General features: G+C 61.4%; 19 protein-coding genes. 5 read left to right on the forward strand and 14 right to left on the reverse strand.

The features are described from left to right. Nucleotides 1-24: 24 nt before the first annotated feature. A complete protein-coding gene (gene tssH / locus AC0VX3_RS16460) occupies nt 25-2,835 on the forward strand; it encodes a type VI secretion system ATPase TssH (protein WP_475521411.1) in 2,811 nt (936 codons plus the stop codon). Between the two features lie 81 nt (nt 2,836-2,916). Here the strand turns inward: tssH and AC0VX3_RS16465 are convergent, their stop codons facing one another. The 7 genes from AC0VX3_RS16465 to AC0VX3_RS16495 all read right to left on the reverse strand — a co-directional run bounded on the left by AC0VX3_RS16465 (nt 2,917) and on the right by AC0VX3_RS16495 (nt 13,323). Beyond that, nucleotides 2,917-3,213 (reverse strand): PAAR domain-containing protein, encoded by a 297-nt coding sequence (locus tag AC0VX3_RS16465; RefSeq protein ID WP_348148137.1) that lies wholly within the window; start codon nt 3,211-3,213, stop codon nt 2,917-2,919. 264 nt (nt 3,214-3,477) lie between these two features. Next, nucleotides 3,478-5,481: a peptidoglycan DD-metalloendopeptidase family protein gene (locus AC0VX3_RS16470; protein WP_475521412.1), complete on the reverse strand. Its 2,004-nt coding sequence runs from the start codon at nt 5,479-5,481 to the stop codon at nt 3,478-3,480. A 420-nt stretch (nt 5,482-5,901) separates the two neighbouring features. Continuing rightward, nucleotides 5,902-7,704 (reverse strand): adenylate/guanylate cyclase domain-containing protein, encoded by a 1,803-nt coding sequence (locus tag AC0VX3_RS16475; RefSeq protein WP_475521413.1) that lies wholly within the window; start codon nt 7,702-7,704, stop codon nt 5,902-5,904. Nucleotides 7,705-7,832: 128 nt separating this feature from the next. Continuing rightward, a complete protein-coding gene (locus AC0VX3_RS16480) occupies nt 7,833-8,519 on the reverse strand; it encodes a hypothetical protein (protein WP_475521414.1) in 687 nt (228 codons plus the stop codon). 158 nt (nt 8,520-8,677) lie between these two features. Continuing rightward, nucleotides 8,678-10,300 (reverse strand): caspase family protein, encoded by a 1,623-nt coding sequence (locus tag AC0VX3_RS16485; RefSeq protein ID WP_475521415.1) that lies wholly within the window; start codon nt 10,298-10,300, stop codon nt 8,678-8,680. Between the two features lie 22 nt (nt 10,301-10,322). Continuing rightward, a complete protein-coding gene (locus AC0VX3_RS16490; RefSeq protein ID WP_475521416.1) occupies nt 10,323-10,592 on the reverse strand; it encodes a hypothetical protein in 270 nt (89 codons plus the stop codon). A gap of 19 nt (nt 10,593-10,611) precedes the next feature. Further along, nucleotides 10,612-13,323, reverse strand: coding sequence for a caspase family protein (locus AC0VX3_RS16495; protein WP_475521417.1), 2,712 nt, complete (start codon nt 13,321-13,323; stop codon nt 10,612-10,614). A gap of 247 nt (nt 13,324-13,570) precedes the next feature. On the opposite strand from AC0VX3_RS16495, the gene AC0VX3_RS16500 reads away from it, so the two are divergent. Beyond that, nucleotides 13,571-14,422 carry a GNAT family N-acetyltransferase gene (locus AC0VX3_RS16500; RefSeq protein ID WP_475521418.1) on the forward strand — a complete coding sequence of 284 codons (852 nt, stop codon included), beginning with the start codon at nt 13,571-13,573 and terminating at the stop codon, nt 14,420-14,422. A gap of 65 nt (nt 14,423-14,487) precedes the next feature. On the opposite strand, the gene lhpI is transcribed toward AC0VX3_RS16500, so the two are convergent. The 7 genes from lhpI to AC0VX3_RS16535 form a co-directional block, all read right to left on the reverse strand. Continuing rightward, nucleotides 14,488-15,444: a bifunctional Delta(1)-pyrroline-2-carboxylate/Delta(1)-piperideine-2-carboxylate reductase gene (gene lhpI / locus AC0VX3_RS16505; protein ID WP_475521419.1), complete on the reverse strand. Its 957-nt coding sequence runs from the start codon at nt 15,442-15,444 to the stop codon at nt 14,488-14,490. Nucleotides 15,445-15,546: 102 nt separating this feature from the next. After that, entirely contained in the window at nt 15,547-16,647 is a 1,101-nt protein-coding gene (locus AC0VX3_RS16510) for a calcium:cation antiporter (RefSeq protein WP_475521420.1), read from the reverse strand. Between the two features lie 409 nt (nt 16,648-17,056). Further along, the gene (locus AC0VX3_RS16515) at nt 17,057-17,836 is read right to left on the reverse strand and encodes an ABC transporter ATP-binding protein (protein WP_342894980.1); all 780 of its coding nucleotides are present in this window, start codon (nt 17,834-17,836) and stop codon (nt 17,057-17,059) included. Beyond that, nucleotides 17,833-18,588, reverse strand: a complete 756-nt coding sequence (locus AC0VX3_RS16520) for an ABC transporter ATP-binding protein (RefSeq protein WP_475521421.1) — start codon at nt 18,586-18,588, stop codon at nt 17,833-17,835. Before AC0VX3_RS16520 ends, AC0VX3_RS16515 begins: the two co-directional genes overlap by 4 nt. A 12-nt stretch (nt 18,589-18,600) precedes the next feature. Then, entirely contained in the window at nt 18,601-19,737 is a 1,137-nt protein-coding gene (locus AC0VX3_RS16525) for a branched-chain amino acid ABC transporter permease (RefSeq protein WP_475521422.1), read from the reverse strand. Nucleotide 19,738: 1 nt separating this feature from the next. Then, entirely contained in the window at nt 19,739-20,767 is a 1,029-nt protein-coding gene (locus AC0VX3_RS16530) for a branched-chain amino acid ABC transporter permease (RefSeq protein WP_475521423.1), read from the reverse strand. A 92-nt stretch (nt 20,768-20,859) separates the two neighbouring features. Next, nucleotides 20,860-22,206 (reverse strand): substrate-binding protein, encoded by a 1,347-nt coding sequence (locus AC0VX3_RS16535; RefSeq protein WP_475521424.1) that lies wholly within the window; start codon nt 22,204-22,206, stop codon nt 20,860-20,862. Between the two features lie 500 nt (nt 22,207-22,706). On the opposite strand from AC0VX3_RS16535, the gene AC0VX3_RS16540 reads away from it, so the two are divergent. The 3 genes from AC0VX3_RS16540 (at nt 22,707) to AC0VX3_RS16550 (ending at nt 25,978) form a co-directional block, all read left to right on the forward strand. Further along, on the forward strand, nt 22,707-23,315 hold the full coding sequence (locus AC0VX3_RS16540; RefSeq protein ID WP_475521425.1) for a pyridoxamine 5'-phosphate oxidase family protein: 609 nt from the start codon (nt 22,707-22,709) through the stop codon (nt 23,313-23,315). A gap of 170 nt (nt 23,316-23,485) precedes the next feature. Then, nucleotides 23,486-25,528, forward strand: coding sequence for a M3 family metallopeptidase (locus tag AC0VX3_RS16545; RefSeq protein WP_475521426.1), 2,043 nt, complete (start codon nt 23,486-23,488; stop codon nt 25,526-25,528). A 48-nt stretch (nt 25,529-25,576) separates the two neighbouring features. After that, nucleotides 25,577-25,978 carry a DUF423 domain-containing protein gene (locus tag AC0VX3_RS16550; RefSeq protein ID WP_475525194.1) on the forward strand — a complete coding sequence of 134 codons (402 nt, stop codon included), beginning with the start codon at nt 25,577-25,579 and terminating at the stop codon, nt 25,976-25,978. The last annotated feature ends 9 nt before the right edge of the window (nt 25,979-25,987 follow it).

Raw genomic sequence — 25,987 nt, forward strand, 5'->3', positions numbered from 1 at the left:
TCTCAAGTCTGAAGGACCGGTACCATGAGTGACATTTCAGTAGAAGACGTTGCGTACAAGATTACCACGGTAGCCTACGAGAGCCTCGACAAGGCAATGCGGCTGACCAAGGACACAGGCCATCGGCATGTGGAGCTGATGCACTGGTTCTACTATCTGCTGCGGAACGAGAAATCGGACCTTTACCAGATCCTGCGCCATTTCGATGTCGATCTGAGTGCTCTCGACAAGGACCTGCAGAGTGCGATCTCTGATCTCAAGATCAATCAGACCGAACTGCCGTCCATGTCCAAACCCTTCCTTGAAGCGCTGCGAGGCGCCTGGTTCGTGAGCACGCTCAGCTTCGGCGACTACAAGATCCGCTCGGGCCATGTGCTGATCGCGGTGCTGGACGACGATACATCGCGGACACAATTGTTCCGGCTGTCGTCTGCGTTCAACAAACTCAAGCGCGATGAAATCGCGAACAATCTGGACGCAATCGTCGACGCCTCCGGCGAGGCCCGCTCTCGCCCGATTGACGGTTCCGGACCCAAGACCGCGGCAGACGGCGAGCGGCCGGCCGAAGCCCTCGCGGCAGGAGGCCCCGGCGAGGATGCCCTGTCCCAGTTCACGGTGGATTTCACGGCCCGGGCCCGGGCCGAGGAATTCGACCCCATCGTCGGGCGCGACGAGGAAATCCGGCAGGTCATCGATGTGCTGATGCGCCGCCGCCAGAACAACCCTATCCTGACCGGGGAAGCCGGCGTCGGCAAAACGGCCATCGTCGAAGGTTTCGCCCAGAAGATCGTTGCCGGCGATGTTCCGCCCGCCCTGCTGGGCACACGGCTGTGTGCGCTCGACCTGGGCCTGCTGCAGGCCGGCGCCTCGATGAAAGGCGAGTTCGAGAAGCGCTTGCGCGCGGTGATCGATGCCGTGCACGGGTCCCTGATCCCGACCATCCTGTTCATCGACGAGGCCCACACCCTGGTCGGCGCCGGCGGAGCGGCGGGAACCGGGGATGCCGCCAATCTTCTCAAGCCGGCGCTGGCACGCGGCACGCTGCGCACCGTCGCGGCCACCACATGGTCGGAATACCGCCAGCATTTCGAGAAGGATCCGGCCCTTACCCGGCGTTTCCAGCCGGTGCAGGTTGACGAGCCGGACGAGGAAAAGTGTTTTGCCATGGTGCGCGGGCTGCTCGGCCCGATGGAAGACCATCACCAGGTGCGTATTCTCGACAGTGCCGTGCGCAGTGCGGTTACCCTGTCCCATCGCTATATTCCGGCCCGCCAGCTTCCGGACAAGGCCGTCAGCGTCCTGGACACGGCATCGGCACGGGTGAACATCTCCCAGGCCGCCCAACCGGCCAGGCTGCTCGATCTTGTCGCCAAGAAAGGCTTCCTGGAAACCGAGAAACGGGCCCTGACCAACGACGCCGAACTCGGCATGGACCAGGACGAAAAACTCGACACGCTGAACACGGCAATCGAGGACACCGAAAAGAGCATCGAGACAGTCCGGTCGGATTGGGAGCGTGAACGCAAGCTGGTCGCGGAGATCCGCAGGCTGAACTCGGCGCTCATACAATTGCGGGGCGGCGAGCCGGCACCGCATCCGGAAGGCGGTGCCATCGAGGATCCCGAGAGCGAAGGTCCGGCCCTCGTGCCGATCGACGAGATCAAGCTCGATCTGGACGTGGATCTGACCAGTGAGGACGCCATTCGCGATGCCCTGAATGCCAAACGGGCGGAATTGTCGGACATCCCGGAGGACGACCGCATGGTCTATGCCTATGTCGATGACGAGGCCGTTGCCAGCATCATCTCCGACTGGACCGGAATTCCGGTCGGCCGGATGGTGCAGGACGAAATGCAGACCATCCTGAGCCTGACAGAAAACCTCACCAAGCGCGTGATCGGACAGGCCCACGGTCTCGGCATGATCGCCAAGCGGATCGAGACCAGCCGTGCCCAGCTCGGCAATCCGGAAAAGCCGATTGGCGTGTTCATGCTGTGCGGCCCGTCCGGCGTCGGCAAGACCGAAACCGCGCTGGCGCTCGCCGAAACGCTCTATGGCGGTGAAGAGAGCATGATCACCATCAACATGTCGGAGTTCCAGGAAGCCCATTCCGTTTCCGGACTGAAAGGGGCGCCTCCCGGTTATGTCGGCTATGGCGAGGGGGGCCGTCTGACGGAAGCCGTCCGCCGCAAGCCCTATTCCGTGGTTCTCCTGGACGAGGTCGAAAAAGCCCACCCCGACGTCCACGAAATCTTCTTCCAGGTCTTCGACAAGGGCTGGATGGAAGACGGCATGGGCCGGAAAATCGATTTCCGCAACACATTGATCCTGCTGACTTCGAATGTCGGCACAGAGATCATCATGAACGCGGCCAGCCACATGCTCGATTCTCCGGTGTCCAGCGATCCCGACCTGGCCGCGACGGACCCGAACGCGCCGGATCCCGAACAGCTGGCGGAAGCTCTGCGCCCCGCCCTGCTGGACGTCTTCCCGCCTGCCCTGCTCGGCCGCATCGTCACGATCCCGTATTTTCCGCTGTCGCCGTCCATGCTCGGGTTCATCATCCGGCTGCAGCTCAACCGCATCGTCAAACGGGTCCGGCAGAACCGGAACGCGGAGCTCGTCTTTGGCGACGATGTCGTCGCCCATATCGTTTCGCTGTGCCGCGATCCGGACAGCGGCGGGCGCATGATCGACAACATCATCACCAATGATCTCCTGCCCAAACTGTCGCGGGCCTTCCTGACCGCGCAGATGAACGGGGAAGAGATCACGCAGGCCACGCTGAAAGCGGGTGAAGACGGAATCGAGATTGAAACCGGTTCCCCGGACTGAATGGAACGCAAAAACGAACCCCGGCCTGCTGACAGGCCGGGGTACGCGATTCCAGGTCTCCAGCCGGGGCTGAAGCGGGTCTCAGATACCGATCAGAACGGTGAATTCTCCGGTCGTTATGACACCGCCCTTCGCGGTGGGGTCTCCCATGCGCGCGGCCGGCAACTTGCCGATCAGCACGGTCGGTGACCCGAAAACGATCGGATCCACATTTGCCGGAGGCGGACCGACGCATACACACAGGTCCGTCTGCCGGGCCGCCGGGCGCTTGCCAATCAGCACATTCACCTTGCATGGCGGCGCAATCGGAAGACCGGGCGGTACGGGCGTCATCGCGCACATATGAAAATCACCCAGTCGGGCTGCCGGTTGTGACATCTTTGCCTCGGAGCTTGTTGCGTCCCCGGCAGACTATACATCACAAATCCTGAGCGATGGGATCTGCGTCACACTTCTGACGGTCCATGGCGCATTCTACCAGGGCGTGTTGATTCCGCGCCATCTGACCGCGCCTGGAGGTCCTTCGGCCAGACGCGTGTCGCGGGGCTTTGCAGGGCATCGGCCAGGACGCGCGGCGCTCCTTGCCGACGGACCGGATCAAGCCATCAGACAAGGTCTTGTTCGTCGAGCCTGGTATTCCGCCTAGTGGACTGTCAGGATCTCGGTGATGGACTTCTGATAGTCTCTGATATCGCTGCCGGCAACGGATTGCGGCGCATCCGAACCGGCCTCCATTTCAAATGAAAGCGGATCGGTCGGCTCGCCACGCATTCTGATTTCGAAGTGAAGATGCGGGCCTGTCGACAGGCCCGTGGTCCCGACATACCCAATCAGATCACCGGCCTGGACCACGGATCCAAGCTGAATGCCATCGGCATATTCATGCATGTGGGCATACCGGCTGGTCGTGCCTTCCTTGTGGCTAAGCTCTATGAAGTTGCCATAACCGCCGCGCACATCGCGGTAGGACACCTTCCCGGAGAATGCCGCCCGGATCGGCGTTCCTGTCGGAGCCGCCCAGTCCACACCTGCATGCAGTCTTTCCGTTTTCTTGATCGGGTGGAAGCGCATTCCGAATTTCGAGGTGAGCACGCCTTTCACCGGAACAAGCATGGCCCCCGACAGACTGACCTTGCCGCCCTCGCTCACGCAGGCAAACCCCCGGTTTCCCGGAGCCTTCATGACATAGCAACGTACCGACCAGTCATTGCCTTGCCGAACGCCGGCGAACAGAACCTTGCCGCCGCCGCGCTTGTCGTCACGCGGCATATCGGTAAACACCAGGGTGAAGCGCTCGCCCTCCCTGATCGGCTGCTGCAGGTCCGTCATCGGAGCAAGATAGGCGATTGCCTCGCCGACGATAGAGGCGGGCACGGCGTTGCGGACCGCCGTGGCATAAAGACCGTCAATCAGCCGATGGCTTCTTGTGTCGGCAGACTTCCGATCGTCATCGATCCTGTCTTGTGCAATTGTCTTGCCGAACCAGGGATCGGCCCCATGAACATAGGCTGGCCCGTCGCGCTCGTTCGACAGCGCGGCGGTGCCCAGATAATCGTCCGGGGTGTAGATGGAAACCTGTACCGGCCGGTAATAGTCGCCGACACGACCGAGCCTGTTCGGCATCCTGATGCCGCGCAACGCGATCTTGTCGCCCGCGACCAGATCGCTCTTGTTGAATTCGGTTCCGGCAAACTCAAGCAGGGGCTTGATCGCCTCCTCCTCAAAACCGTTCTCCAAAAGGTAGGCTTTCAGGGACACGGCTTCAGCGATTTCCTGCCGCAGTTCGATCCGGCTCGGTCCCTGCCCGATCGGCCGCTCCGAAAGATAGAGATCCAGCGTGTCCGTGGAGGGTTTCAGGAACACCGGCAGATCAGCCGGCTGATCGGAAGCGGCGTCCTGCTCGTCGACAACAAGGCCGTCGGACTCGTCGCCACCGCCGAAATTGCCGAACTGAAAGTCCGCTTCACTGCCGGGCGCGCGGATGACCAGTTTGCCGTCGTCGTCCAGCATCCGGCTGTCGAGAACAAATGCGCTGGCCGCCGGGATGCCCGATTTCAATTCTCCGTCCGCGGCAATCGGCACCGCCCGCGCCGACAGATCGACGCGCCGACTCGCGGCGCTGTCCTTCAGCAGAACCGGATCGCCGGCAAGCGGAATGACGGCGGAAAGGGCCATGTCGTAAAACGGGTCGGCTGGAATGTTCAGTTCTTCTTCGTTCGCGAAGGCCGCCTCCGCAGGCGACTGCTGCCCGGCCTCGGCGACCTCTGTTTCCTCCTCAGTCGGCAGCTCCGCGATTTGTTCATCCGGAGCATCGGTGGCCGTGGCTTCGGCTCTTTCAGGAAGCGCGGTCTCTTTCGGAGGCGAAAAGGAAATGGCACCGCTCGCCAGCAGATGGGCGATCCCGCCACCGGCCCCGCCCAGAACAAGGCACCCGAAAGCCAGTGCCAGAAACCCTGCCCTGGAACTGCGCCCGGGTGCTTTCTTCTGCTGTGGTGGTGGCGGCGGAGGTGGCTTTCCACCGCCCGTTTGCGCCCCGATGGGAGCGGCACCAGCCGGCGCGGCACCTTGCCCGGGACGGCGGATGACGGTCCGGTCGTTTTCAGGACGAGACGAACCCGGGCTTTGGGTGTCAGGCCATTGAGCCATGCAGAGACCTTGGGTCACGAATTCTGTTGACTAGGGTGTGAACTCATAAACGAAGATAAAATGATTTGAGGCGAATTGGTCTTCATCAAAGAGCGAAAGCGCAGGAAATATGTTTCATTTTCAAGCCTTTCGCGACGCAGAGGAGGACCAATTCGGTCAAATCCGGAGGACGTGGAAATGGCTTCACCCCGTGTTGTCAACGTGCTTGACCGGGCAAGACGCCCACTCCGCGCACGCTTCCTAACGGGTGGTCTCCATTTCCAATGCCATTTCGTCTTCATTTATGTCTTCACACCCCAATGTGATGGCGAAAAACGGATGCCTCGTCAAGGCGAGCCGGTTTGTGTGGACGCCCGCCCCCGGGACACAGACCTTTCCGGACCCGGACAGAGGCATCAATTGCCTGCCCATCGCAGGAGCCTAACTCGGGAACCGGACCAGTCTGGATCGGCCGTCCCCGGTGTTGGGGGCCGGAAGACTGTCCGTCGGCTCCATGAACATCTCCGACCGGTCCAGCGTGAACACCGAAATGCCTGTGCTCAGGCCCCGCAACTGTCCTGTCCAGATTTCCAAGGCCCGGTAGGTTCCAGGCAGTTTTTCCGCAACAGATTGACTGACCGCCAGGCGAACCTTCTTGTCCTTGGCGACCGCCTCGATGCGACTGGCTGTGTTGACGGTGGTGCCCATGACAGTGAAAGAGCGCCTGTGTTCACCGCCAATGTCCCCAACAAGGACCGGCCCCTGATTGAGTGCGATGCGCAGGTCGAGCTGCTCCTGCCCCGTAATGCCGCGCAAATGGTCCAGCAGTTCGATGATTTCGATCGAAGCATCGACGGCGGCCCGTTCCGGTTCCTCGACGGAATTGGGCGCGTTCCAGACCGCCATGATGGCATCACCGATGTATTTGTCGATGTAGCCTTCATGAGTGGTGATCACCTTGCCTATTTCGTCGAAACAGGCGTTGACCACCCGCACCACATCCGTGTCGGCCAGTCTCTCCGACATTTTTGTGAACCCGACGATATCAATGAAGGCCACGACCACGTTTCGTGTATCGCCACCCAGTTCGGGCAGTTGTTCCGATCGGGCCATATGCTTGATCACGTCCGGTGCCAGGTAGTGCCCGAAAAGCCGGACAAGGGACCTTTGGCGGCGTTGCAGAAGCCCCACTTTGCCGACCCCGGCCAGAACCAATGAACTGACGAAGGCAACGGGAGCCGCGCCCGGCGCCGGCAGAACACCGAATTCGAGGCCCGCCAGACCGATGCCCAGGCCGCACATGACACCGCCCACCGCAACGACCGGCAGCAGGGACAGCGGCAGGAACAGGCCGGCGAGCGCTCCGGTCAACGCGAAGACGATCGCCAGGCCCGGTTGAAATCCGGCAGGTGGCTCGAACGCGACGCGGCCCGACAGCGCCGACCCGACAAGGTCGGCGAGAATAAAGACCCCGGCGGTCTGGGGCTGAACCCGCGGGCGGCCGCTTGGCCCCGTCTCGACGGCTCCATCGGCCTGGGGCGGCAGAAACCGGTCTGAATAAAGGTGCTCGTCCTCATAGGGCAGCAAGCCGCCGAACAGAACGACCCGCCCTTCCACAAAGCGCTCGAGCTGCGCCCGTCCCTGTTCGCTCTCCAGAAGATCCAGCACATCGATCAGCGAAAGATAGGGAACCGAGGTCGCCAGTCTGGCAGACGGTATCGCGGTGTATTTCTTCCCGATATCCGCCTCGGCCAGGCCCAGAACCGCATCGACGAGATGGGGCGACTGGGAGAGCGGAAGGCTGGGTGTATGCTCGCGAACGACACCGTCGCTGTCCGTCGAGACGATAACGGAGCGCACGCCACCCTGCCCAGCCGCCGCCGAGAAGGTCCGGTGCGGAACACCCACCTCGGTATGCGCGATAAACACGCGGCCCCGGTTTTGGTAGACGAACCTCTGAAAGGGAAGATCGAACCCCGACAGGCGCGAGTCGCCGGTGCTCGGATCGACAAAGTCATCGGCGCTGTAGGCGAACACGAAGTCATAGCCGAGTGCCAGCGCACCGGCATCGAGCACCGCCTGCCCGGCTTCCGCCAGCACCGGTGTCATCAGGACACGCGGAATGGGAGCCAGCCTGTCGGAAGCGAGTGATGTCTGGTCCAGGCCGACCACGAGAACGGGCGCGCGCTCCTGCCGGTCCACACCGACAACCAGGGCACGTATCTGAAAGAGGCGGTCCGTCACCCACCCTTCCCAGATGGCCTTTTCAGAGGACATCCCGACAGCGAAACCAGCCCCCGTCGCGATCAATGCTATGAGAGCGAAGAGCTGTTTCCGGCCGAAGACTGCGTCCGCAAACCGGCCGCCGAAAATCATTTTACAATGACAACCGCGGTTTTCCGCCCGACCTGGACCGGATCAATGGTGATCTTGCGCATGATGACGCCGAAGTCCGGCGCCTTGCCCTGAAGGAAGAGTTCAACCTCCACGGCCTCGTTTTCCGCATCACGGTCCGGCATTTCGGTCAGAATATTGTCCAGAACATCGAATCGCTTCGGCGCCCCGCCGCCGAAGGACACGAACACCGTGTCATATTCATCCCGCAGCTTGTTGTCGAAGCGAAGCATCAGCGAGGCCGCTTTCTTGGTCTCCAGATCCAGGCCACGCAATGTGACGGTCAACCCCTTGTCCGGCTGCTGGCTGTCCGATCCGCTGTTCGCCTGCAGGCAGTTGCCGGCCCGCAGAACTTCTTCCTCACCACCGGAAATGGCATATGCGCCGGTGGTGACGGATAGGGTGCCGGACTTTATCCGGACCTCCTGGCAGGCCGCATAGTCGAGAAGATCGACGTGACCCGTCGCTCCCAGATCGATCACATCTCCGGGCATAAGTTCACTGAAAGCCTGCACCTGAACGCCTTCCGACCTGTCCAGGACAAGCGCAACCGGCTCGGAAAAGGCAACACCCGTGCCGGCGGCCATGCCCAGCAGAAACGCGGCAAATGCGTGAACTGACCGAGAACATCGTCTCATGCGAATGATCTTGGACACCTGTTTCATGACCAACTCCTGGATCTGTGAACTCTCCGCGGCCCGGACGAGAACCTGGTCCGCCGCGATTTCAAGTGATGATACTAGCAAAGCGTGGCGAAAAGAGTGTGGCCATGGTCACACAAACAAGAATTCCGCGGCACATGTGCGAAAGCGATTTCAATCGGCTAGCCCGCCGGTTGCGTGTAGACCGCCGCAACGCCGATCGCGTCAGCCGATTTGCCGACAAGCTTCAACAGACCGGGTGTGATCGCCGTATTGAGTTTGCGACCGTCCAGCGCCGTGAGCACACCAACCAGTTGCGGCATGGGTTCCTGAGACCGCACCATGACAATATGGTCGGCACCGAATGGCAGGGCAGCCCTGAGGTTCAGGACATAGGGCAGATCGGCCCCGACTGTCGTGTCGGTGCCTTGCGGATCAGCCCTTCTGTCGGGGGCCAGAAGGCGCAAGGTTCCGTCGGCCTCAACGCCGAAGACGGCCATGTATCCTTCCCGGTCCGAGGTCAGGCCGACCTTGAAGGGAGACCCTTCCGGAATGTGACCGACCGACGGCTGCAATCGTCCTTCGATCGGCTGACGTTGCCGGGAAAGCGCATAGAGATCGGAGAGGAATACCCATTTCGAGACGACCGCTCCGAAGCCGTCCGCGTTCGCCGCACCGGCGCGCAGAACGACATCGCCGAATTTTGTCAGGACATCGCCTTCGTCCACGTCCCAGTAGAGATCGGCCGCTCCTTCTTCAATCACCTGCAACCGTCCCCCGTGGTCGCCTGCCAGGTTTTTGAGAACAGGCAGCGCGGCCGGGCTGCTTGCGGTGATTGTCAGGGTGCCGTCATCGCGTTCCAGAATGTCGTCCACCACCCTCGGAAGCACGGCGGCACGGGTCTGGCCGCCGATGCTCAGGCTCGGCGATTGCCGTCCTTCCGTCGCGACGCGGACGGTCTCCTGCAGAAAGCGGCTCAGTTCCTCCATGGAAATGCCACCGTCCTTGTCCAGGTCGGCGCGTCCCTCGACACCGCGTGCGAAGGCCCAACTCAGGGCACCTCTGGGTTGACCGGCAATCACGAGTTCGGGGATCACCTGCCCGTCGACGGTGGCGCCGACGTAGATCACATTGGCCAGAGACTTCACATCCTGCCCGTCACGCGCAGGATCGGCGAGGACCGGATGCGGCTCTTGTGACCGCAACACGTCGTTTTCCAGTGGAGGCAGGCCCACCAGGCGAGTTCCAAGACGCGTGATTCTGGGATCGATCGACCGTGTCATCGTGCCGGAATGGCAACTGTCCGCCAGCACGAGCACGCTGCGTCCACCCGCCGCGCGCAGCATCGCCGCCACGTCGTCATCGCGCAGCCGCTCCCGGTTACCCGGTGCCGTCAGGCTAAAATCGGCGAGCAGAAAGACCTCGTCCATCCCGTCCTTTTCGGACCCGGCGACCCATTCGGTTTCCTGCGCGCCGTGCCCGGCATAAGACAGCACCAGAATATCGTCGGGCGCCGACCGGGACAGGAGCGCCTGCCAGGAGGTCAGCACCGCCTCACGGGTGGCTTCCCCGTCATAAAGGGTCGTCAGATCACCGACCCCGGCCGCCGTGAGGGTCGCCGCGATATCCTTGGCGTCGTTGACGGCGCCTTTCAGCGGCGACACATTCCGGTAGGCATCGACCCCGATGACAAGGGCGCGCCATTCGCCCGCCACGGTCGGCGACACGCACAACAGCGCGAGCAGCACCCCGCAGACCGGCGGAAGCAAGCGCCGCCGGACGCGTTGATCAATTGACTTGTACATGACGTTTACTCTCGGTTGCCGGTCAGCCCCAGGAACCGCCGCCGCCACCACCGGGGCTGCCACCGCCGCCGCCGCCGCCGCCACCGCCGCTTTCGCTACCGCCGCCGTTGCCGCCGGATTCCCTGGGCACGATTACCCGCGCGGGCGTGCGCGGCGTTGTGGTCGCCGTGACCGGCTTGGCCGTCCGCGTAGCCGCGGGTGCCGCGCTGTTGCCGGCATTCTGTGTCTGGCACCCGGCGAGCCCCATGGCAAGGACGCCCGCGACCGGCAGAATGAACTGAAACGATTTCATTGAATATCTCCTTGGTACCCTAGAATAGGTCGTAGCGGGGACGGTCCTGTTCCCACTGATACTTGACAAGCGCGACCAGGGCCTCGTCCCCCTGAACAGGTTCGCGCCCGGATTGCTGGAAAAAATTCGCAAGGGCGTCGCGCGTTTTCCGCCCGGGCTGGCCATCGACAGGACCGGGTTCGAAACCGAGATCCGTCAGGGCCTGCTGCAGAACCTTCGCCTTGTAGCCGCTTTGGGCCTTGCTCAATGTGTCTCTGGCCTGTTCGGCCGCAGACGATGTGGGGTCGATGGCCACGGCCATGGCAAGCATGCGCACCCGGTCCCGGCCGGCCGTCTCACCGGACTGTCTGCCAAGCATGAAAGCTGTGTTGAATGCACCCCAGGGATCGCCTCTCTGGGCGCTTTCGCGAAACCAGCGCGTGGCTTCCTGTTCGTTTTTCTCGACCCCCTGGCCATTGAAATAGAGCAGCCCGATCGCGGTGCCCGCCGCCGGGTGGCCGCCGTCATGCGCCTTGCGGAACCACCCCAGCGCGGCTTCATTGTCCTGAGGAACGCCTTTGCCATCCCGGTAGAGCGTGCCCATGTTCAGGAACCCATAGATGTCATTTCGCGCAGCGGACCTGTTGTAGTAGTAGACGGCCCGGTCGACGTTTTCATCGACGTGCTGGCCCTGCAGGTAAAATCCGCCGATGGCGTTGTAGGAAAACGTGTGCCCGGCCTCGACGGATTGCAGGAGCTTTTTCAGTCCCGCCGCTTCATCCTGAGGCGTTCCGTCGCCCTTGATTTCCGCAATGCCGAGGGAGTGCATCGCATAGGCATCGCCGCGCTCGGCCGCCTTGCGATAAAGTTCCACAGCCTTCTCGCGGTCCCGGTCGATGCCGGCTCCGAGAAAGTACATGCGTCCCAAGACCTGACCCGCCCGCACATGGCCCATCTGGTAGGCCTGTTCGAAGAAGGCGATCGCCCCGGCGAGATCTCCCGCCGCGAATGCACCGCGGCCGCGCTGGAACACGAAGCGGCCGATTTCGGGATAGGCGGCCGTCGCCGCCGCACATGCGCTGTCGACCTCGTCGCTGTCGAGAAGGTTCGCCAGGCGGCCTTCCGTGACGGCCTGCAGATCGAAGGGCTGGGTTGCCAGCGCATCGCACTGGGTAATCCGCGGCTGTACGACTTGCGTGACCGTGGCAGGCTGGCCGCCGTTTACCGTAGGCAATTCCATCACGAAATTTCCCGCCGTCGACTGGCTGCCGATTTGCGGGCGAACGGTCAGGGACGCCAGGGCACTCGCCGGGAACCGGTCTCCGGCCTGCAGCAACCGCCCATCGGAAGACAGCTGCAGGTCGCTTTCAACGGAAACGATTTTCAACCAGTCGCTCGTCGGCGGCAAACCGGTGGTGGGAGCCTGCGGATAGACCGGAACGGGGCCAACGCCGATATCGACCTCCACGGCACCTGAGCTCTGGTCCGCGATCCAGGCAAGAAGTTCGCCGAGACGTTGGCCCTGATCTTCCGCCTGTGTGTCTTGTGCGGGCTGTTCCACAACCTGGGCAAGGGTCACGGACGCAATGGCGGAAGCGGATCCGCCCCACTCGTCCTTCACGTCGTAACCGATCAGCTCAACATCGCCGGCACTAGATCCCGTCGGGACATATTCCAGACTGGCGAGTTCGGCCGCGGTCAACTCGGTTCCCTCGGCCACGGCCCGGCCGCCGGGCAGCCTGAGTTCGCCGTTCTCCGGCGAGAGCGTGAGGATAGCCTGCAGTGTCCCGCCTTCCGGTTGCACCGGCTCGGGAATATTGAGAGCCACGGCAGGACTGTCGACGGAAGCGCTTACCCTGTGATGGGCCGTCACGATCGGTTCCGGTTTCGGGGGCACGAAATAGAAATTCGTGACCAGAGTGGAATCCTCATAGGGAATCTGCTGGCCGCCGGTCTTGCGCACGACCTCATCGCGCACCCGCGTCATCAGGTCCTTGATCTCGAGTGTGGGGTTCAGTGCGTTGCCGACGACCGAAGAGGTGAAGGGGCTCATGGGGCCCTGGCCGTCGAATGCCACCTGCCCCGGTCTGGTCGCGTAGGAAATGAAGCTGCCGAGCTTGTTGGGAATGCGCCGCAGGCCTCTGGTCTTGCCGAGTGCGTATTCTTCCTCACCCCAGAACAGACTGGCGATTTCGAACGGATTGTCCCGGCAGGCATCCAGCATCACGATCTGCAGGCTGGACGCGGCCTTCATGTAATCCAGCAGATGCGACACCTTGAGGCTTTCGAACTCCAGATCATATTGGGACGTCAGCTTGGCGTCGACCGGCAGAATGAAATTGGAGTCGCCCACCTGGAGCGCATGCCCCGAATAGTAGAACAACGCCGTGTCGCCGTCGTTCAGCTCCCTCAGGAAACGGCGCACGACCTTTTCCAGTTCCTTCTTGCTCAGGTTCAGCCCGACCGTTACGTCGAAATCCGCTTCCTGGAGGACCTTGGTGATCTCCTTGGTGTCGTTCTCCGGATTCTCCAGGGGTTCCACAAACTGGTAGTCCTGGTTGCCGATCACCAGCGCCACGCGGCGCCCGTCTTCCGGCTGAGCCGCAGCAAAGGCGGACCCCGTCGCCAGCGCAAGTCCGAGAGGACCGGCAAGAACACCGAACCGAACCGCCCGCCTCAGGCGCTTGTTAAAAGGTGCTTTCGGCTTCTCGGTCCGCCGGTAAGCAAGAGGTGTAATATCAAAATTTTGCATAATGCCCTCAGCACTGGATCACGCTGTCAAACCTACATGCCTGAACCATTGCCTGTCTGTGACGAAACTCACACTATCGGCGGACCGGCCCAATCGCATCCGGCGCCCCCCGGCTCTCTTTTCCTTACGTCAAGTGATACATACTTACCGTCCGGACGCAAGCCGGTCCGGGACCTCGCCGGGCCCGCCATTTCAATTCCGCGCGAGTCGGCCTAGGCTGAAAAAAATCAGGACAACCGGTATCGACATGACGGCACAACTCAAAGTCCGCCCGCTGCGGCAAGACGAAATCCATATCCCCATTGAAATGGCCAAGGAGGAAGGCTGGAACCCGGGTCTCGAGGACGGACCGGCGTTTCACGCCGCGGATCCGACCGGGTTTCTCGCAGGCGAAATCGACGGCAAGCTGGTCAACGTGATATCCGCCGTTCGCTACGGCGATGCCTTCGGTTTTATCGGTTTTTATATCTGCAAACCCGAGTTCAGGGCACACGGTTACGGGCACCGGATCTGGAGCCATGCCATGACCTACATGGGATCCCGCCTGATCGGCCTTGACGCGGTCAAGGAACAGACCGGCAGTTATGCCGAACACGGCTTCAAGCCGGTCTACCGCAACGTGCGCCATGCGGGACTGTCGCTCTGCGACACGCCCATGGACCCGCGCCTGGCACAGCTCGGCCAGGGCCTGTTTCCCGCCGTACGCGACTACGACCAGACCTTCTTCCCTGCGCCGCGCACCGGATTTCTACAGCTCTGGACCGCGCCGATGCTGGAAACACGCAGAGGCTTCGCTTTTGTCGAAGACGGGAGCCTCAAGGGCTACGGTGTGATCCGCCAGTGCGCCGAGGGTTACAAGATCGGTCCACTGTTTGCCGATACCCCGGCAATTGCCGACACTCTTTTTCGCGCACTCGCGGGACAGGTAAAGGGGCAAATGGTCGTTCTGGATACGCCTGAGCCAAATTCCGGCGCCCTGTTGCTCGCTGAAAAATACGAGCTGTCACCTGAGTTCGAAACCTTCCGCATGTACCGCGGCCCGGCGCCCGATCTGCCGATGGACCAGATCTACGGGATCACGACCTTCGAGCTGGGCTGACGTTTTGCAGCGGCCTGACGGCGCCTCAGGCGTGGCACGACGCCGTCCGTCTGCCATCCATGCGATCACGCATCCGGCAAACGGTTGATGCTCTGATAGGCCAGGATGGCGCCGGCCAGATCTTCCAGGGCCGCCCCGACCGATTTGAACAGCGTGACCGCATCCTCCGACGAACGACCGGCATGGTCGCCGCGGCAGAGGTCATACAGGTCGGCCCTGATGTCCTCACCGGTGATCACTCCGGAGCGCATCGGCTGAACGATGTCGCCCCCCTCGGACAGGCAGCCGTCGCGTGTGTCGACATAGATCTCCGCGCGCCCAATCAGGGTGTCGTCGCTTTCACGCATGCTCGGCTTGAAGGCGCCGACAAGATCGACATGGGTACCAGGTGATACGAAATCCCCCTTGATCAGGGGCACGGACGACATGGTGGCGGAGCTGATGATGTCGGCCTTGGGGAGCGCATCCTCCAGTTGGCCGGCGACCTCCATCCTGACCGGAATGCTCGCCTTGAGCGCGTCAACCAGCGCTTCGGCCTTGTCTGCGGACCGCCCCCAAATGGTTACCGTATCGATGGGCCGGACCGCCATGTGAGCGGCAATCAGGTTCGCGGCCAGACGCCCGGTCCCGAGCACCAGCAGATGACGGGCTTCCGGGCGCGCCAGATATCCGGCGGCGAGCGCGGAAGCCGCGGCCGTGCGCCGGGCCGTCAGTTCACCGCCGTCCACCAGCGCCAGCATTTCACCGGTGCTGGCATCCGATAACAGGTACTGCGCGGCAACCGCTGGCATGTTTCGCGCTGAATTTCCCGGAATCACGTTGACAACCTTGACGCCGGCAAAGCCGCCGGGAACCCAGGCGGGCATCAGCAGCATGGTGCCTTCCGCCTCTCCCGGTATCTCCATGTCGTGGTGATGCCGGGTGGGCATGACGCAGCCGTCGCGAAACATTTCGCGAAGCGCATTTATCAGCTCGGGAAACGGCAGGGCGTCACGGGTCTGGTTTTCAGTCAGGAGAAGCATTTCGGGTCAACCGCGGTCAGGGAAATCGGCAGGCATACAAACCACATTCAATGCCGGCTTCCAAGGCCGGGCCCCGCAATATCTGTTCAGGCTGCGGATGTCTCAGGACAAATCGAAAATCATCATCACATAGGCGGCGAACAGGCTCAGGTGAACAGCCCCTTGCAGATAACTTGTCTGTCTGTTCCCGAACGTGAGCAGACTTACGAACAGGGTCAGGATCAGAAGAATGATTTCCGGCGTTTCGAGGCCGAGTTCGACATTCAGTCCCATCACGGAGGCCACGATGACCACTCCGGGCACCGTCAGGCCGATGGTTGCAACCGCCGACCCCAGACAGATATTGACCGCCCGTTGCAGCTTGTTCTCACGGGCAGCCTGCAGCGCGCTGAGGCCTTCGGGCATCAGCACCAGAGCCGCGACGATGAACCCGCTCAAGGCAAGGGGCGCCCCCAGCCCGTCGATGCCGAATTCAACGTAAAGCGCCAGTTTCTTCGACAGCAGAATGATCGGCAGCAGCGCGCCGAACAGGCCGACCACATGAAACGGCATCGATCGAACCACGATGTCGTGATGGCCGTGGTCATCGTCCGTTGCGTCGGGTTGGCGGAAAATGTCGCTGTGCGTGACCATCTGTATCGCAAGGAAGACCCCGTAGAGCAGGACCGACATGATCACTTCGAAGCCTGCCTGGATCGGTGACAGTTCACCGCCCGGCGCGGATTGCGTGAACCGGGGCAGCACCAGCGCGAATATCGCCAGCGGAACGAGAACCGACAGGAACGCGTTGGCGCCCTGAAGATTGTAGGTCTGATTGCGATGCCGCAGGCCTCCGGCGAGCAGACAGACACCCACCAGCCCGTTGAGCACGATCATCACGACCGAAAACATGGTGTTGCGGGCCATGGTCGGGTTCGCATCGCCCGAGAGCATGATCGCGACAATCAGAGCCACCTCTATGCCGATGACGGCCAGTGTCAGGATCAGTGTTCCGAAGGGTTCTCCGAGCAGCGTTGCAAGGCATTCCGCGTGGCGCACCACCGAAAAGGCGCACCACATCACCGTAGCGAAAATAACCCCCAGCAGGATCAGCGAAGGGCCGATGCCCACCGTGTCCGGAGACAGGCTGTCCCCCGCATAAAAGAAAACGGCAAAAATGGCGAAGCCAGTGAGGCTGGGCAATTCGGATCTGAGACTTTTCACTTGAAGACACCGGCCTGGCGAGGAATAAAATCAGGCAAAGTATAGGCTGCGGCTTCATGGTCCAGCAACCCGGAGGTCTCCGTTTTACAGACCTCCCACAAAAAAAGCCGGCGCGGGGCGCCGGCCTCAGACTGCTGACAAACTCACCCGGGTCATTCCGGCCGGCCTGCAGCGCAGTTGCATGGCCAGAGCCGGAATCCAGCGATTACTTCGCGCCGCAGGCGCGTCTTTAATAATGATTACAGATGTTTGAATTGCTCCGGTGCTCGCCTTCGCTCGCGCTGATGCGCCAGGTTCCGGATCAGCGCGCAGCTTCGCTGCACTTGTCCGGAATGACCAACTGAGAACCTGTCAACAAGCTGAAGCCGGCGCGGGGCGCCGGCCTGGTTGCTATCGATCGACCTCTTGTTCAGATCGCAAGGTATTCCTGGCGCAGTTCGGCATTGTCGAGAACATCCTGGGCCGACCCGTCGAAAACCACTTCGCCCATATCGAGGATGACGGCACGGTCCGCAAGATGAAGCGCTGCAATCGCGTTCTGTTCGACAATCACGGTGGTGATGCCCAGTTCCTTGACACCCTCGAGGATACGCTCGATTTCCTGAACGATGACAGGTGCAAGTCCTTCATAGGGCTCGTCGAGCAGCAGCAGCTTGATGTCCCTTGCAAGGATGCGGGCAAGGGCAAGCATCTGCTGTTCGCCGCCGGACATGGTCACGGCGTCCTGTGCGCGTCTTTCCGCCAAACGCGGAAAATGATCGTAAATGCGCTCGATCGACCAGCCCTTGGGCTCGGCGATCTGGGACAGTTCCAGATTTTCCTGAACCGTCAGACCTGGAATGATCCGTCGATCCTCGGGAACGAGCCCCACACCCAGGCGTGCGGCCTGGTAGCTCTTCATTTCGTGCAGCGGCTTGTGATCCAGCCAGATTTCGCCGCGAGTCAACTGGGGGTCGTCCATGCGGGCTATGGTGCGCAAAGTGGACGTCTTGCCAGCACCGTTGCGGCCCAGCAGAGCCAGGATTTCGCCCTCCCGGATATCGAAACTGACACCCTGGACAATATAGCTTTCGCCGTAATAGGCGTGCATGTCCCAAGCGGAGAAGAATGCGGGGGCCGCGCCCGCCGCCTTTTTTGGCTGGACGCCCGGAGCGGTCCGGCCGCTGAACTGATCTTCGACAATGGTCACAGGTGCGCTCCTCCGAGATAGGCTTCCTGAACGCGCAGATCGCCCTTTATGTCCGTCGGCTTGCCTTCCGCGATGATCGCTCCCTGGGCAAGCACCGTGACCTTGTCGGCCAGCGAGAACACGACATGCATGTCGTGCTCGATGACCACCTTGGTGATGCCGCGGTCGCCGATGCGCTTCAGGAGATCGATGGTGTTGTTGGTATCGGCCCGCGACATGCCCGCGGTCGGTTCATCCAGAAGCAGAAGCTTGGGGTCCTGCGTCAGGCACATGGCCAGTTCGAGGCGGCGTTTGTCGCCCCGGGACAGGGATCCCGCAATGTCGTCCTTCTTGTCCGCCAGCCCGACATCCTCAAGCATGTGGAGTGCCTTGTCCTGAACTTCCGCATCCTGGTCGAGGCGCTTGAAGATATGCAGGGCAAACGTGCCGTCCCGCTTTGCCATCGTCGGGATCATGATGTTTTCCAGAAGCGTCAGTTCGGCAAAGATCTCCGGGGTCTGAAACACCCGCGACACGCCCACCTGATTGATCTGGTAGGGCTTCATGCCGGTCAGCGACACATCGCCGAACATCACGCTGCCGGTGTCCGGGATCAGTCGACCGATGAGGCAATTCAGGAAGGTCGACTTCCCTGCCCCGTTCGGCCCGATGATCGCGTGCACATCGCCCTCTTCCACCGAGAAGTTCACATTGTTGAGGGCTCTCAATCCGCCAAACGACTTGTTAACGCCCTCTACGCGCAAGATTTCCATGTTGTGTGTTCCTTACTCAGCAGGGGACGTCGTGCCGCGTTGATCCGATTTCGAGGATTTCCCCCTGAACAGGCGGCCGATCCGGGAAACACCTTCCATGATCCCGCCCGGCAGGAAGACCACGATCAGCATGAACAGCACACCAAGGGTCAGGTGCCAGCCCTCGCCGACAAACAGGCTCGCGACAGAGACCACCGGCGCTTCCAGAAAGCCTGGCAGGAACCCGAAGATCTCGTGCAGTGTCTGCTCGTTGAACGCGGAGAAGATATTCTCGAAATACTTGATCAGCGCCGCGCCGAAGATCGGCCCGAGCAGGGTTCCCGCCCCGCCGAGAATGGTCATGAGAACCACCTCGCCCGACGCGGTCCACTGCATGCGTTCCGCACCGGCCAGCGGATCGGTGATGCACATCAGCGCGCCGGCAAGACCGGCATACATGCCCGATATGACGAAGGCCGCCAGCGTATAGGGGCGCGGATTGAGCCCGGTATACGTCATCCGGTTCTGGTTGGTCTTCACGGCCCGCAGCATGATGCCGAAGGGCGAGCGGAAGATCCGCTGTGCAATGAAGAAACCGATCAGCAGCACCACGGCACAGAAGTAGAACCCGCCCCATCCCGTCATTTCAATTCCGAACAGGTTGGCGATCAGCGGTCCGTCGCTTGCTGTCGAGCTGTCGAAAATGCGGGGATCGGATTGCAGGACGCGCAGGCCGGTCTCCCCGTTCGTGATCGGCGTCAGCACCGAATAGGCGAGGTTGTAGGACATCTGCGCGAAGGCAAGCGTCAGGATCGAGAAATAGATGCCGGAGCGGCGCAGCGACACATAGCCGATCCCCAGGGCGAACACGCCCGACGTGACCACCGCAAGCACGGCGGCAGGAACCGGGTTCATGCCGAGCAGCTTGAAGGACCAGACGGCCGTATAGGATCCGACCCCGAGGAAGGCGGCATGGCCGAACGACAGGTAGCCGGTCAGACCGAACAGCAGGTTGAAGCCGGTCGCGAACAGTCCGAAGATCGCGAATTTCTGCAGGAGATCCGGATAGCCCGCGCCGACCGGCGCCAGCCATATCGGCATGGTGAGGACTGCGACGGCGAAGATACCGAAAAATATCAGGTCGCGTGCAGGAGACATTCTTGTACTCATTTTAGTTCTCCATGACGCCTTTGCGGCCCATCAGCCCGCGCGGACGCACGAGGAGGATAACCACTGCAACGAGGTAGATGATGATCTGGTCAATGCCCGGAAGAATTGCCTTGACCTCGTTCATGGAGGCGAAGGACTGCAGGATGCCAAGCAGGAAGCCCGCGGCAACAGCGCCCGGAAGCGACCCCATGCCGCCGACCACGACGACCACGAAGCTGAGCACCAGGAAATCCATGCCCATGTGATAATCCGGCGGCAGGATCGGCGTGTACATGACGCCGGCAAGCCCGGCGACGACCGCGGCGATAGCGAAGACCACAGTAAACCGGCGTTCGATGTTGATGCCGAGCAGCCCGACAGTATGACGGTCCGCCATGCCCGCCCGCACGACCATGCCGAAGGTGGTGAATTGAAGAAACGCAAAGACGGCACCGATGATGGCTCCGGCAAAACCGAGATAGACCATGCGCCAGTAGGGATAGACGATCACTCCGGGATCGAAGCCGAAAACGGCGCCGATATCGGCCGCGCCACGCACCGCCTGAGGGGCGGCCTGCGGGATCGGATTGGCACCGAAAATGGATTTGATGATCTCCTGCAGGACGATCGCGAGGCCGAACGTCACAAGGATCTGATCCGCATGCGGACGGTTATAGAAATGCTTGATCAGGCCCCGTTCCATGACGAATCCGATGATCAGCATGACCGGAATGGCAAGCAGGATGGATGCAGGCACGGAATAATTGAGGATCCAGGCGCCGAAGTCGCCGAAATAGGCCTCGATATAAGGCGTGCGAATTTCGAGCGGCGTGCCCCAGGCCGTGGTCTTGTCCGGATCGAGCGCGACCATTTCCAGGCTTAGCAACGCGTTGAAGGACACGGCACAGAACGCTCCGAGCATGAACAACGCTCCGTGAGCGAAGTTGACGACCCCGAGCGTGCCGAAGATCAGGGTCAGTCCCAGGGCGATCAGCGCATAGGCGCCACCCTTGTCCAGCCCGTTGAGCAATTGTAGAACTATCACATCCATTGTCTTGCCGCTTGTTTTGCTAAGCCCAAGTGCCTCTTGATCGAAAGCAGCCGCCGGAGCCTGAAGCCCCGGCGGCTGCGATTTTCAAGGCCTTAAACGCCGTTGTTGCACGCCCCGAGTTCACCGCCGAGCAAATCGGCCGGATATTCGACCTGAGCGCGCGGGGTGACTTCGACGACTTCAAGAACGTCGAACTGGGAGCTCGGATTTTCCTTACCCTTCACGACCAGAACATCCTTGAAGCACTGGTGATCGTCTGCACGATAGAGGGTCGGACCATTGCCCATGCCGTCGAACTCGAAGCCTTCCAGCGATGCTGCGAGGGCACAGGGTTCGAAGGTACCGGCACGCTGCGCCGCATCCGCATAAAGCAGAGTCTGCACGTAGCAGGTGTGCGCTGCCTGGCTCGGCGGGAAGCCGTATTCCTGGCCGAAGGATTTCACGAAGGCCTTGGAGCCTTCGTCCTGCAGCGACCAGTGCCAGTTGGTGGAACCGAAGATGCCCTTGACGTTTTCGCCGGCACCCTGCGCCATCAGGCGGGAGTAAAGCGGAACGACGATGGCGAAGTCCTTGCCGTTGACCTGCTTGTCGCGCAGACCGAACTGGACCGCCTGGGTCAGGGAGTTGACCATGTCCTTGCCGTAGTGGTTCAGGACCAGCACGTCGGCACCGGAGTTCAGCACCGGTGTGATGTACTGCGAGAAGTCGCCTGCGCCGAGCGGCGTGCGCACGGCGGCAGCCGTGTTCCAGCCCATGTTCTCGGTGTACTTCTTGATGGACCCTTCCTGGGACCAGCCCCAGGTGTAGTCCGCGGTCAGGTGATACGCGGTCCGGTCGGTTCCGAAGGCGTTCTTGAGCACCGGAGCCAGAGCCGCGCCGGACATTTCCGTGTTGAAGAAGTGACGGAAGCCGTTCTTGCGCTTGTCCTTGCCGGTGGTGTCGTTGGAGTGGGTCAGACCGGCCATGAAGATCACGCCGGCTTCCTGGCAGAGCGACTGAACCGCGATTGCCACGCCGGAGGACGAACCGCCGGTGATCATCACGGCACCGTCTTTTTCGATCATGCGCTTTGCGGATGCACGGGCCGCATCGGACTTGGTCTGCGTGTCACCGGTCACGAAAGCGACCTTCTTGCCGTTCACACCATTGCCGCCAAGGGCCTTGGAAGAGAAGGTGTTCAGCATGCCTCCGTCGCCTTCACCGTTGATGTGTTTCACGGCGAGCTGATAGGCGCGCAGTTCGTCGGCGCCTTCATCGGCGTATGCGCCGGTCTGCGGCACGTTGAAACCCAGGACCACTTCACCGCCGGTCGGCTCGTTCAGATAGCCTGCGGACCATGCCCGGCTTGTGAAAATCGTCGGCGTTGCCAGTGCAGCGCCACCCATTGCGCCTGCGCGCAGAATGGAACGACGATTAAGGGGTTTGCGAATTAAGCTCATACTTTCCTCCCAGAAAAGCATGGCGGACCCACCTTGGATCCACCTGCCAGTAGCTGTACAGCGGCAAGCAATTCTGGCCCTTACCCCGTCCGGAAGACCGGCTCCTCTGTGCCAAAACTGCAAGCTGTACCGACTGTAAAAAACTCACCTACACATCAGCAATACGACTATCGGATCGTCTCCCCTGGCCAAGTCCTTATACTTTCGAAGTAATCACGGCTAAATTCAATCGGCGAAAACTATTCTATACCGCATCGCACCATTAAGTTTCGTGTTCGTTTCCATACACTTATAATTCTTTGCTTCGCTCCTGCGAAGTTCCGATTACGTAATGTTAGAAACCGATAGGCTTTCAAGATCTTAGACCAAAGTGCAAGACCCTTCAAAGTGTGCGATTCGCCATTAAACTGACGGTGAGCTGGAAATTGACGCTGAGCCGGCACGACAGCTAAAGTCCTCGCATTGGCCACGCCCTTACCACGACATCCGGACATCAACTCATGAGCCTGCTGACAACGCTGGATGCGCTGCACGCGCACTACGGAACCCCGGGGAAGGCTTCCCTGATAAAGGAAAGCGCCCACCTGACCCCTGCCTATCGCAAGATCGTCGAAACCTCCCGCTTTTGCGCCCTGTCCACATGCGGCCCGGAAGGCCTCGACTGCTCCCCCCGGGGAGACGACGAGGCCGTCGTCAGGATCCACGACGAACGCACCCTGCTCCTGCCCGACAGGCGCGGCAACAACCGGATCGATTCCCTGCGCAATATCGTGAGAGACCCGCGGGTTTCGCTCATGTTCATGGTGCCCGGCTGGAACAACGTGCTCAGAATAAACGGCGAAGCCGTCCTGTCCGTCGATCCCGACCTGCTCGCTTCCTTTGAAAAGGAAGGGAAGCCTCCGCGCAGCGTCATCGTCATCACCACCGGCACGATCTATTTTCAGTGCGCCCGTGCAATCATGCGGGCGGATCTGTGGAATGCGCAGCAGCAGACCGCCAGCGACGACCTGCCGACACCAGGTGACATCATGCAGGAGATCGAGGACGGTTTCGACGGTCGGTCCTATGATCAGGACTGGCCGGATCGCGCAAAAACCTCGATGTGGTAGAAAACAGCAGGTGCGGCGCGCCCGTTCCCGCCCGGGATTCGTCGGGCGCCGGAACCCGACTGCGCTTTTTCTGATCGCCGTTTGCCGGTCGATTTCAGGAAACGGCCTTGGAAGCATCCGGAATTAGGGCCATATCTGTCTCAGATCAATTCATTCCCGCCGAGGACCCCATGACAACCAATCCGCTTCTTGCCGACTGGGACACGCCGTTTCAACTGCCACCGTTCGCACAGATCGAGCCCGCCCATTTCGAAGAAGCCTTCGATGTGGCGATGGCACAGGCCCGTCGGGACATCGACCTGATTGCCGCGCAGGACGATGAGGCCACGTTCGAGAACACCGTGGTGGCCATGGAACGGTCCGGGGAAGCCCTCACACGCGTGGCCCGTACTTTTTTCAACCTCACGGGAGCTCATACCAGTGAGGCCCTGCAGAAAACAGAACGCGCCGTCGCGCCGAAACTTGCAAAGCACGGTTCGGACACCCTCTTGAACGCAAGTCTCTCCGACAGGATCGCCGCCCTGTGGGACAAGCGGGACACGCTTGGCCTGAATGACGAAGAGGCCCGCGTGCTGGAGCGCTACCACAAGATGTTCCAGCGTGCCGGAGCCTCCCTCGACGCGGCGAGCAAGGCCCGCATGGCGGAGATTTCGCAACGCCTGGCGACGCTGGGCACGGATTTCTCCCAGCATGTCCTGAAGGACGAATCGGATTTCCAGCTCGTTCTTGAAACGGAAGAGGACCGCGCCGGCCTGCCGGACTTCCTTCTGACGGCGGCCGCCGAAGCCGCCAGGGAACGCGGTCTGGACGGCAAGCATGTGATCACGCTGTCCCGTTCCTCCATCGAGCCGTTCCTGCAGTTCTCGACCAACAGGGCTTTGCGCGAAGAAGCCTTCAGGGCGTGGACGTCACGCGGCGAGACCGGCGGAGAGACCGACAACCGCGCGATTATTCAGGAAACGCTGGCGTTGCGCGCAGAAAAATCCCGCCTGCTCGGCTTCAAGACATTCGCCGAGTTCAAACTCGACGACACCATGGCGAAAACCCCGGACAACGTGCGCGGCCTCCTGACGACCGTCTGGGAGCCAGCCGTTGCCCAGGCCCGCGAGGAAGAGGCACGGCTCGCCGAAATGGCACGCAGCGGCGGTGAAAACCATCCCATCGAAGCCTGGGACTGGCGGCATTACTCGGAAAAAGTCCGCAAGGCCGAGCACGACCTCGACGAGACGGAACTCAAACCGTATCTTCAGCTCGAAAACATCATCAAGGCGGCGTTCGACACCGCCGGGCGCCTGTTCGGCGTTTCCTTCCGCGAACTGGAAGGAATGCCGGTGTATCATCCCGATGTCCGGGTGTTCGAGGCCCTCGACCGGTCCGGCACGCATATCGGCCTGTTTCTGGGCGACTATTTTGCCCGCCCGTCGAAACGCTCAGGCGCCTGGATGAGTGCCTTCCGCTCACAGCACAAGCTGGATGGCAATGTCTCTCCGATTATCGTCAACGTCATGAATTTCTCCAGGGGTGCGCCCGGTGAGGCGACCTTGCTGACCTTTGACGATGCCAGGACCCTGTTCCATGAATTCGGGCACGGGCTGCACGGCCTTCTGTCGGACGTGACCTATCCGATGATTTCGGGAACAAGCGTTGCGCGCGATTTCGTCGAACTGCCCTCGCAGCTCTATGAGCACTGGCTGTCTCAGCCTGAAATCCTGTCCGAGTTTGCCGTCCACTACAAGACCGGTGCCCAGATGCCCGCCGATCTGCTGGACAAGCTCCTGGCCGCAGCGAACTTCAATCAGGGGTTCTCAACGGTCGAATACACCGCGTCCGCGTTGATCGACCTGGAACTGCATCTTCTGGAGGATCCCGGCAGCCTGGATGTCGCCGACTTCGAAAAGAAGGCCCTCTCCAGGATCGGCATGCCGGAGGCGATCACCATGCGCCACCGCATCCCGCACTTCCAGCATGTGTTTTCAGGCGACGGCTATTCGGCCGGCTACTACAGCTACATGTGGTCGGAGGTGATGGACGCCGACGCGTTCGAGGCGTTCGAGGAAGCCCGTGACATCTTCGATCCCCGGACGGCGAAGAACCTGCTGACGCATATCTATTCCGCAGGAGGCCGTCAGGACCCGGAAGAGGCCTATGTCGCCTTCAGGGGCCGGACACCGAAAATCAACGCTCTGCTCAAGAAACGCGGCTTTGCCGCCTGATCCTGCCGGCCGGCCCTGCCGGCCGGTCCACGAGGCCCGCGCATGACCATGTACGACAAGAAAATTCAAACATCCGCAGAGCCGACCGGAAGATTGCTTCGAACCGGCATGGTCCTCGCCGGGCTCTGCGGAGCGGCTGGCGTTGTCAGTCTTGCCCTGTCAGCCCATGCGGACGCCTCTCCCACCTTGAAAACAGCAGCCCAGATGCTTCTGTTTCACGCCCCGCTTTTTCTTGGGCTCGCCGTTCTCTCGCAGATCCGGCGCGTCCTGCTGCTTCCGCTTGTCATGGTCTTTCTGACCGTTGGCCTCGGCCTTTTCTGCGGCGATCTGTTCATGCGCGCGTTTGCCGGATCTCGTCTTTTCGCCATGTCCGCCCCCATCGGCGGCATGCTTGTCATCTTGTCCTGGCTGACCCTCGCGATCGGTGCTTTACGTGTCCGGCCCAAGTGATTAAAAGCC

Source organism: Roseibium sp. QJM3NY_11 (assembly GCF_056173175.1).

Excerpts from the sequence above, each read along its gene's own strand:
- tssH (WP_475521411.1), top strand. The coding sequence starts at position 25 with ATGAGTGACATTTCAGTAGAAGACGTTGCGTACAAGATTACCACGGTA.
- AC0VX3_RS16465 (WP_348148137.1), bottom strand. The coding sequence starts at position 3,213 with ATGTCACAACCGGCAGCCCGACTGGGTGATTTTCATATGTGCGCGATG.
- AC0VX3_RS16470 (WP_475521412.1), bottom strand. The coding sequence starts at position 5,481 with ATGGCTCAATGGCCTGACACCCAAAGCCCGGGTTCGTCTCGTCCTGAA.
- AC0VX3_RS16480 (WP_475521414.1), bottom strand. The coding sequence starts at position 8,519 with ATGAAACAGGTGTCCAAGATCATTCGCATGAGACGATGTTCTCGGTCA.
- AC0VX3_RS16485 (WP_475521415.1), bottom strand. The coding sequence starts at position 10,300 with ATGTACAAGTCAATTGATCAACGCGTCCGGCGGCGCTTGCTTCCGCCG.
- AC0VX3_RS16490 (WP_475521416.1), bottom strand. The coding sequence starts at position 10,592 with ATGAAATCGTTTCAGTTCATTCTGCCGGTCGCGGGCGTCCTTGCCATG.
- AC0VX3_RS16495 (WP_475521417.1), bottom strand. The coding sequence starts at position 13,323 with ATGCAAAATTTTGATATTACACCTCTTGCTTACCGGCGGACCGAGAAG.
- AC0VX3_RS16500 (WP_475521418.1), top strand. The coding sequence starts at position 13,571 with ATGACGGCACAACTCAAAGTCCGCCCGCTGCGGCAAGACGAAATCCAT.
- lhpI (WP_475521419.1), bottom strand. The coding sequence starts at position 15,444 with ATGCTTCTCCTGACTGAAAACCAGACCCGTGACGCCCTGCCGTTTCCC.
- AC0VX3_RS16520 (WP_475521421.1), bottom strand. The coding sequence starts at position 18,588 with ATGGAAATCTTGCGCGTAGAGGGCGTTAACAAGTCGTTTGGCGGATTG.
- AC0VX3_RS16525 (WP_475521422.1), bottom strand. The coding sequence starts at position 19,737 with ATGAGTACAAGAATGTCTCCTGCACGCGACCTGATATTTTTCGGTATC.
- AC0VX3_RS16530 (WP_475521423.1), bottom strand. The coding sequence starts at position 20,767 with ATGGATGTGATAGTTCTACAATTGCTCAACGGGCTGGACAAGGGTGGC.
- AC0VX3_RS16535 (WP_475521424.1), bottom strand. The coding sequence starts at position 22,206 with ATGAGCTTAATTCGCAAACCCCTTAATCGTCGTTCCATTCTGCGCGCA.
- AC0VX3_RS16540 (WP_475521425.1), top strand. The coding sequence starts at position 22,707 with ATGAGCCTGCTGACAACGCTGGATGCGCTGCACGCGCACTACGGAACC.
- AC0VX3_RS16545 (WP_475521426.1), top strand. The coding sequence starts at position 23,486 with ATGACAACCAATCCGCTTCTTGCCGACTGGGACACGCCGTTTCAACTG.
- AC0VX3_RS16550 (WP_475525194.1), top strand. The coding sequence starts at position 25,577 with ATGTACGACAAGAAAATTCAAACATCCGCAGAGCCGACCGGAAGATTG.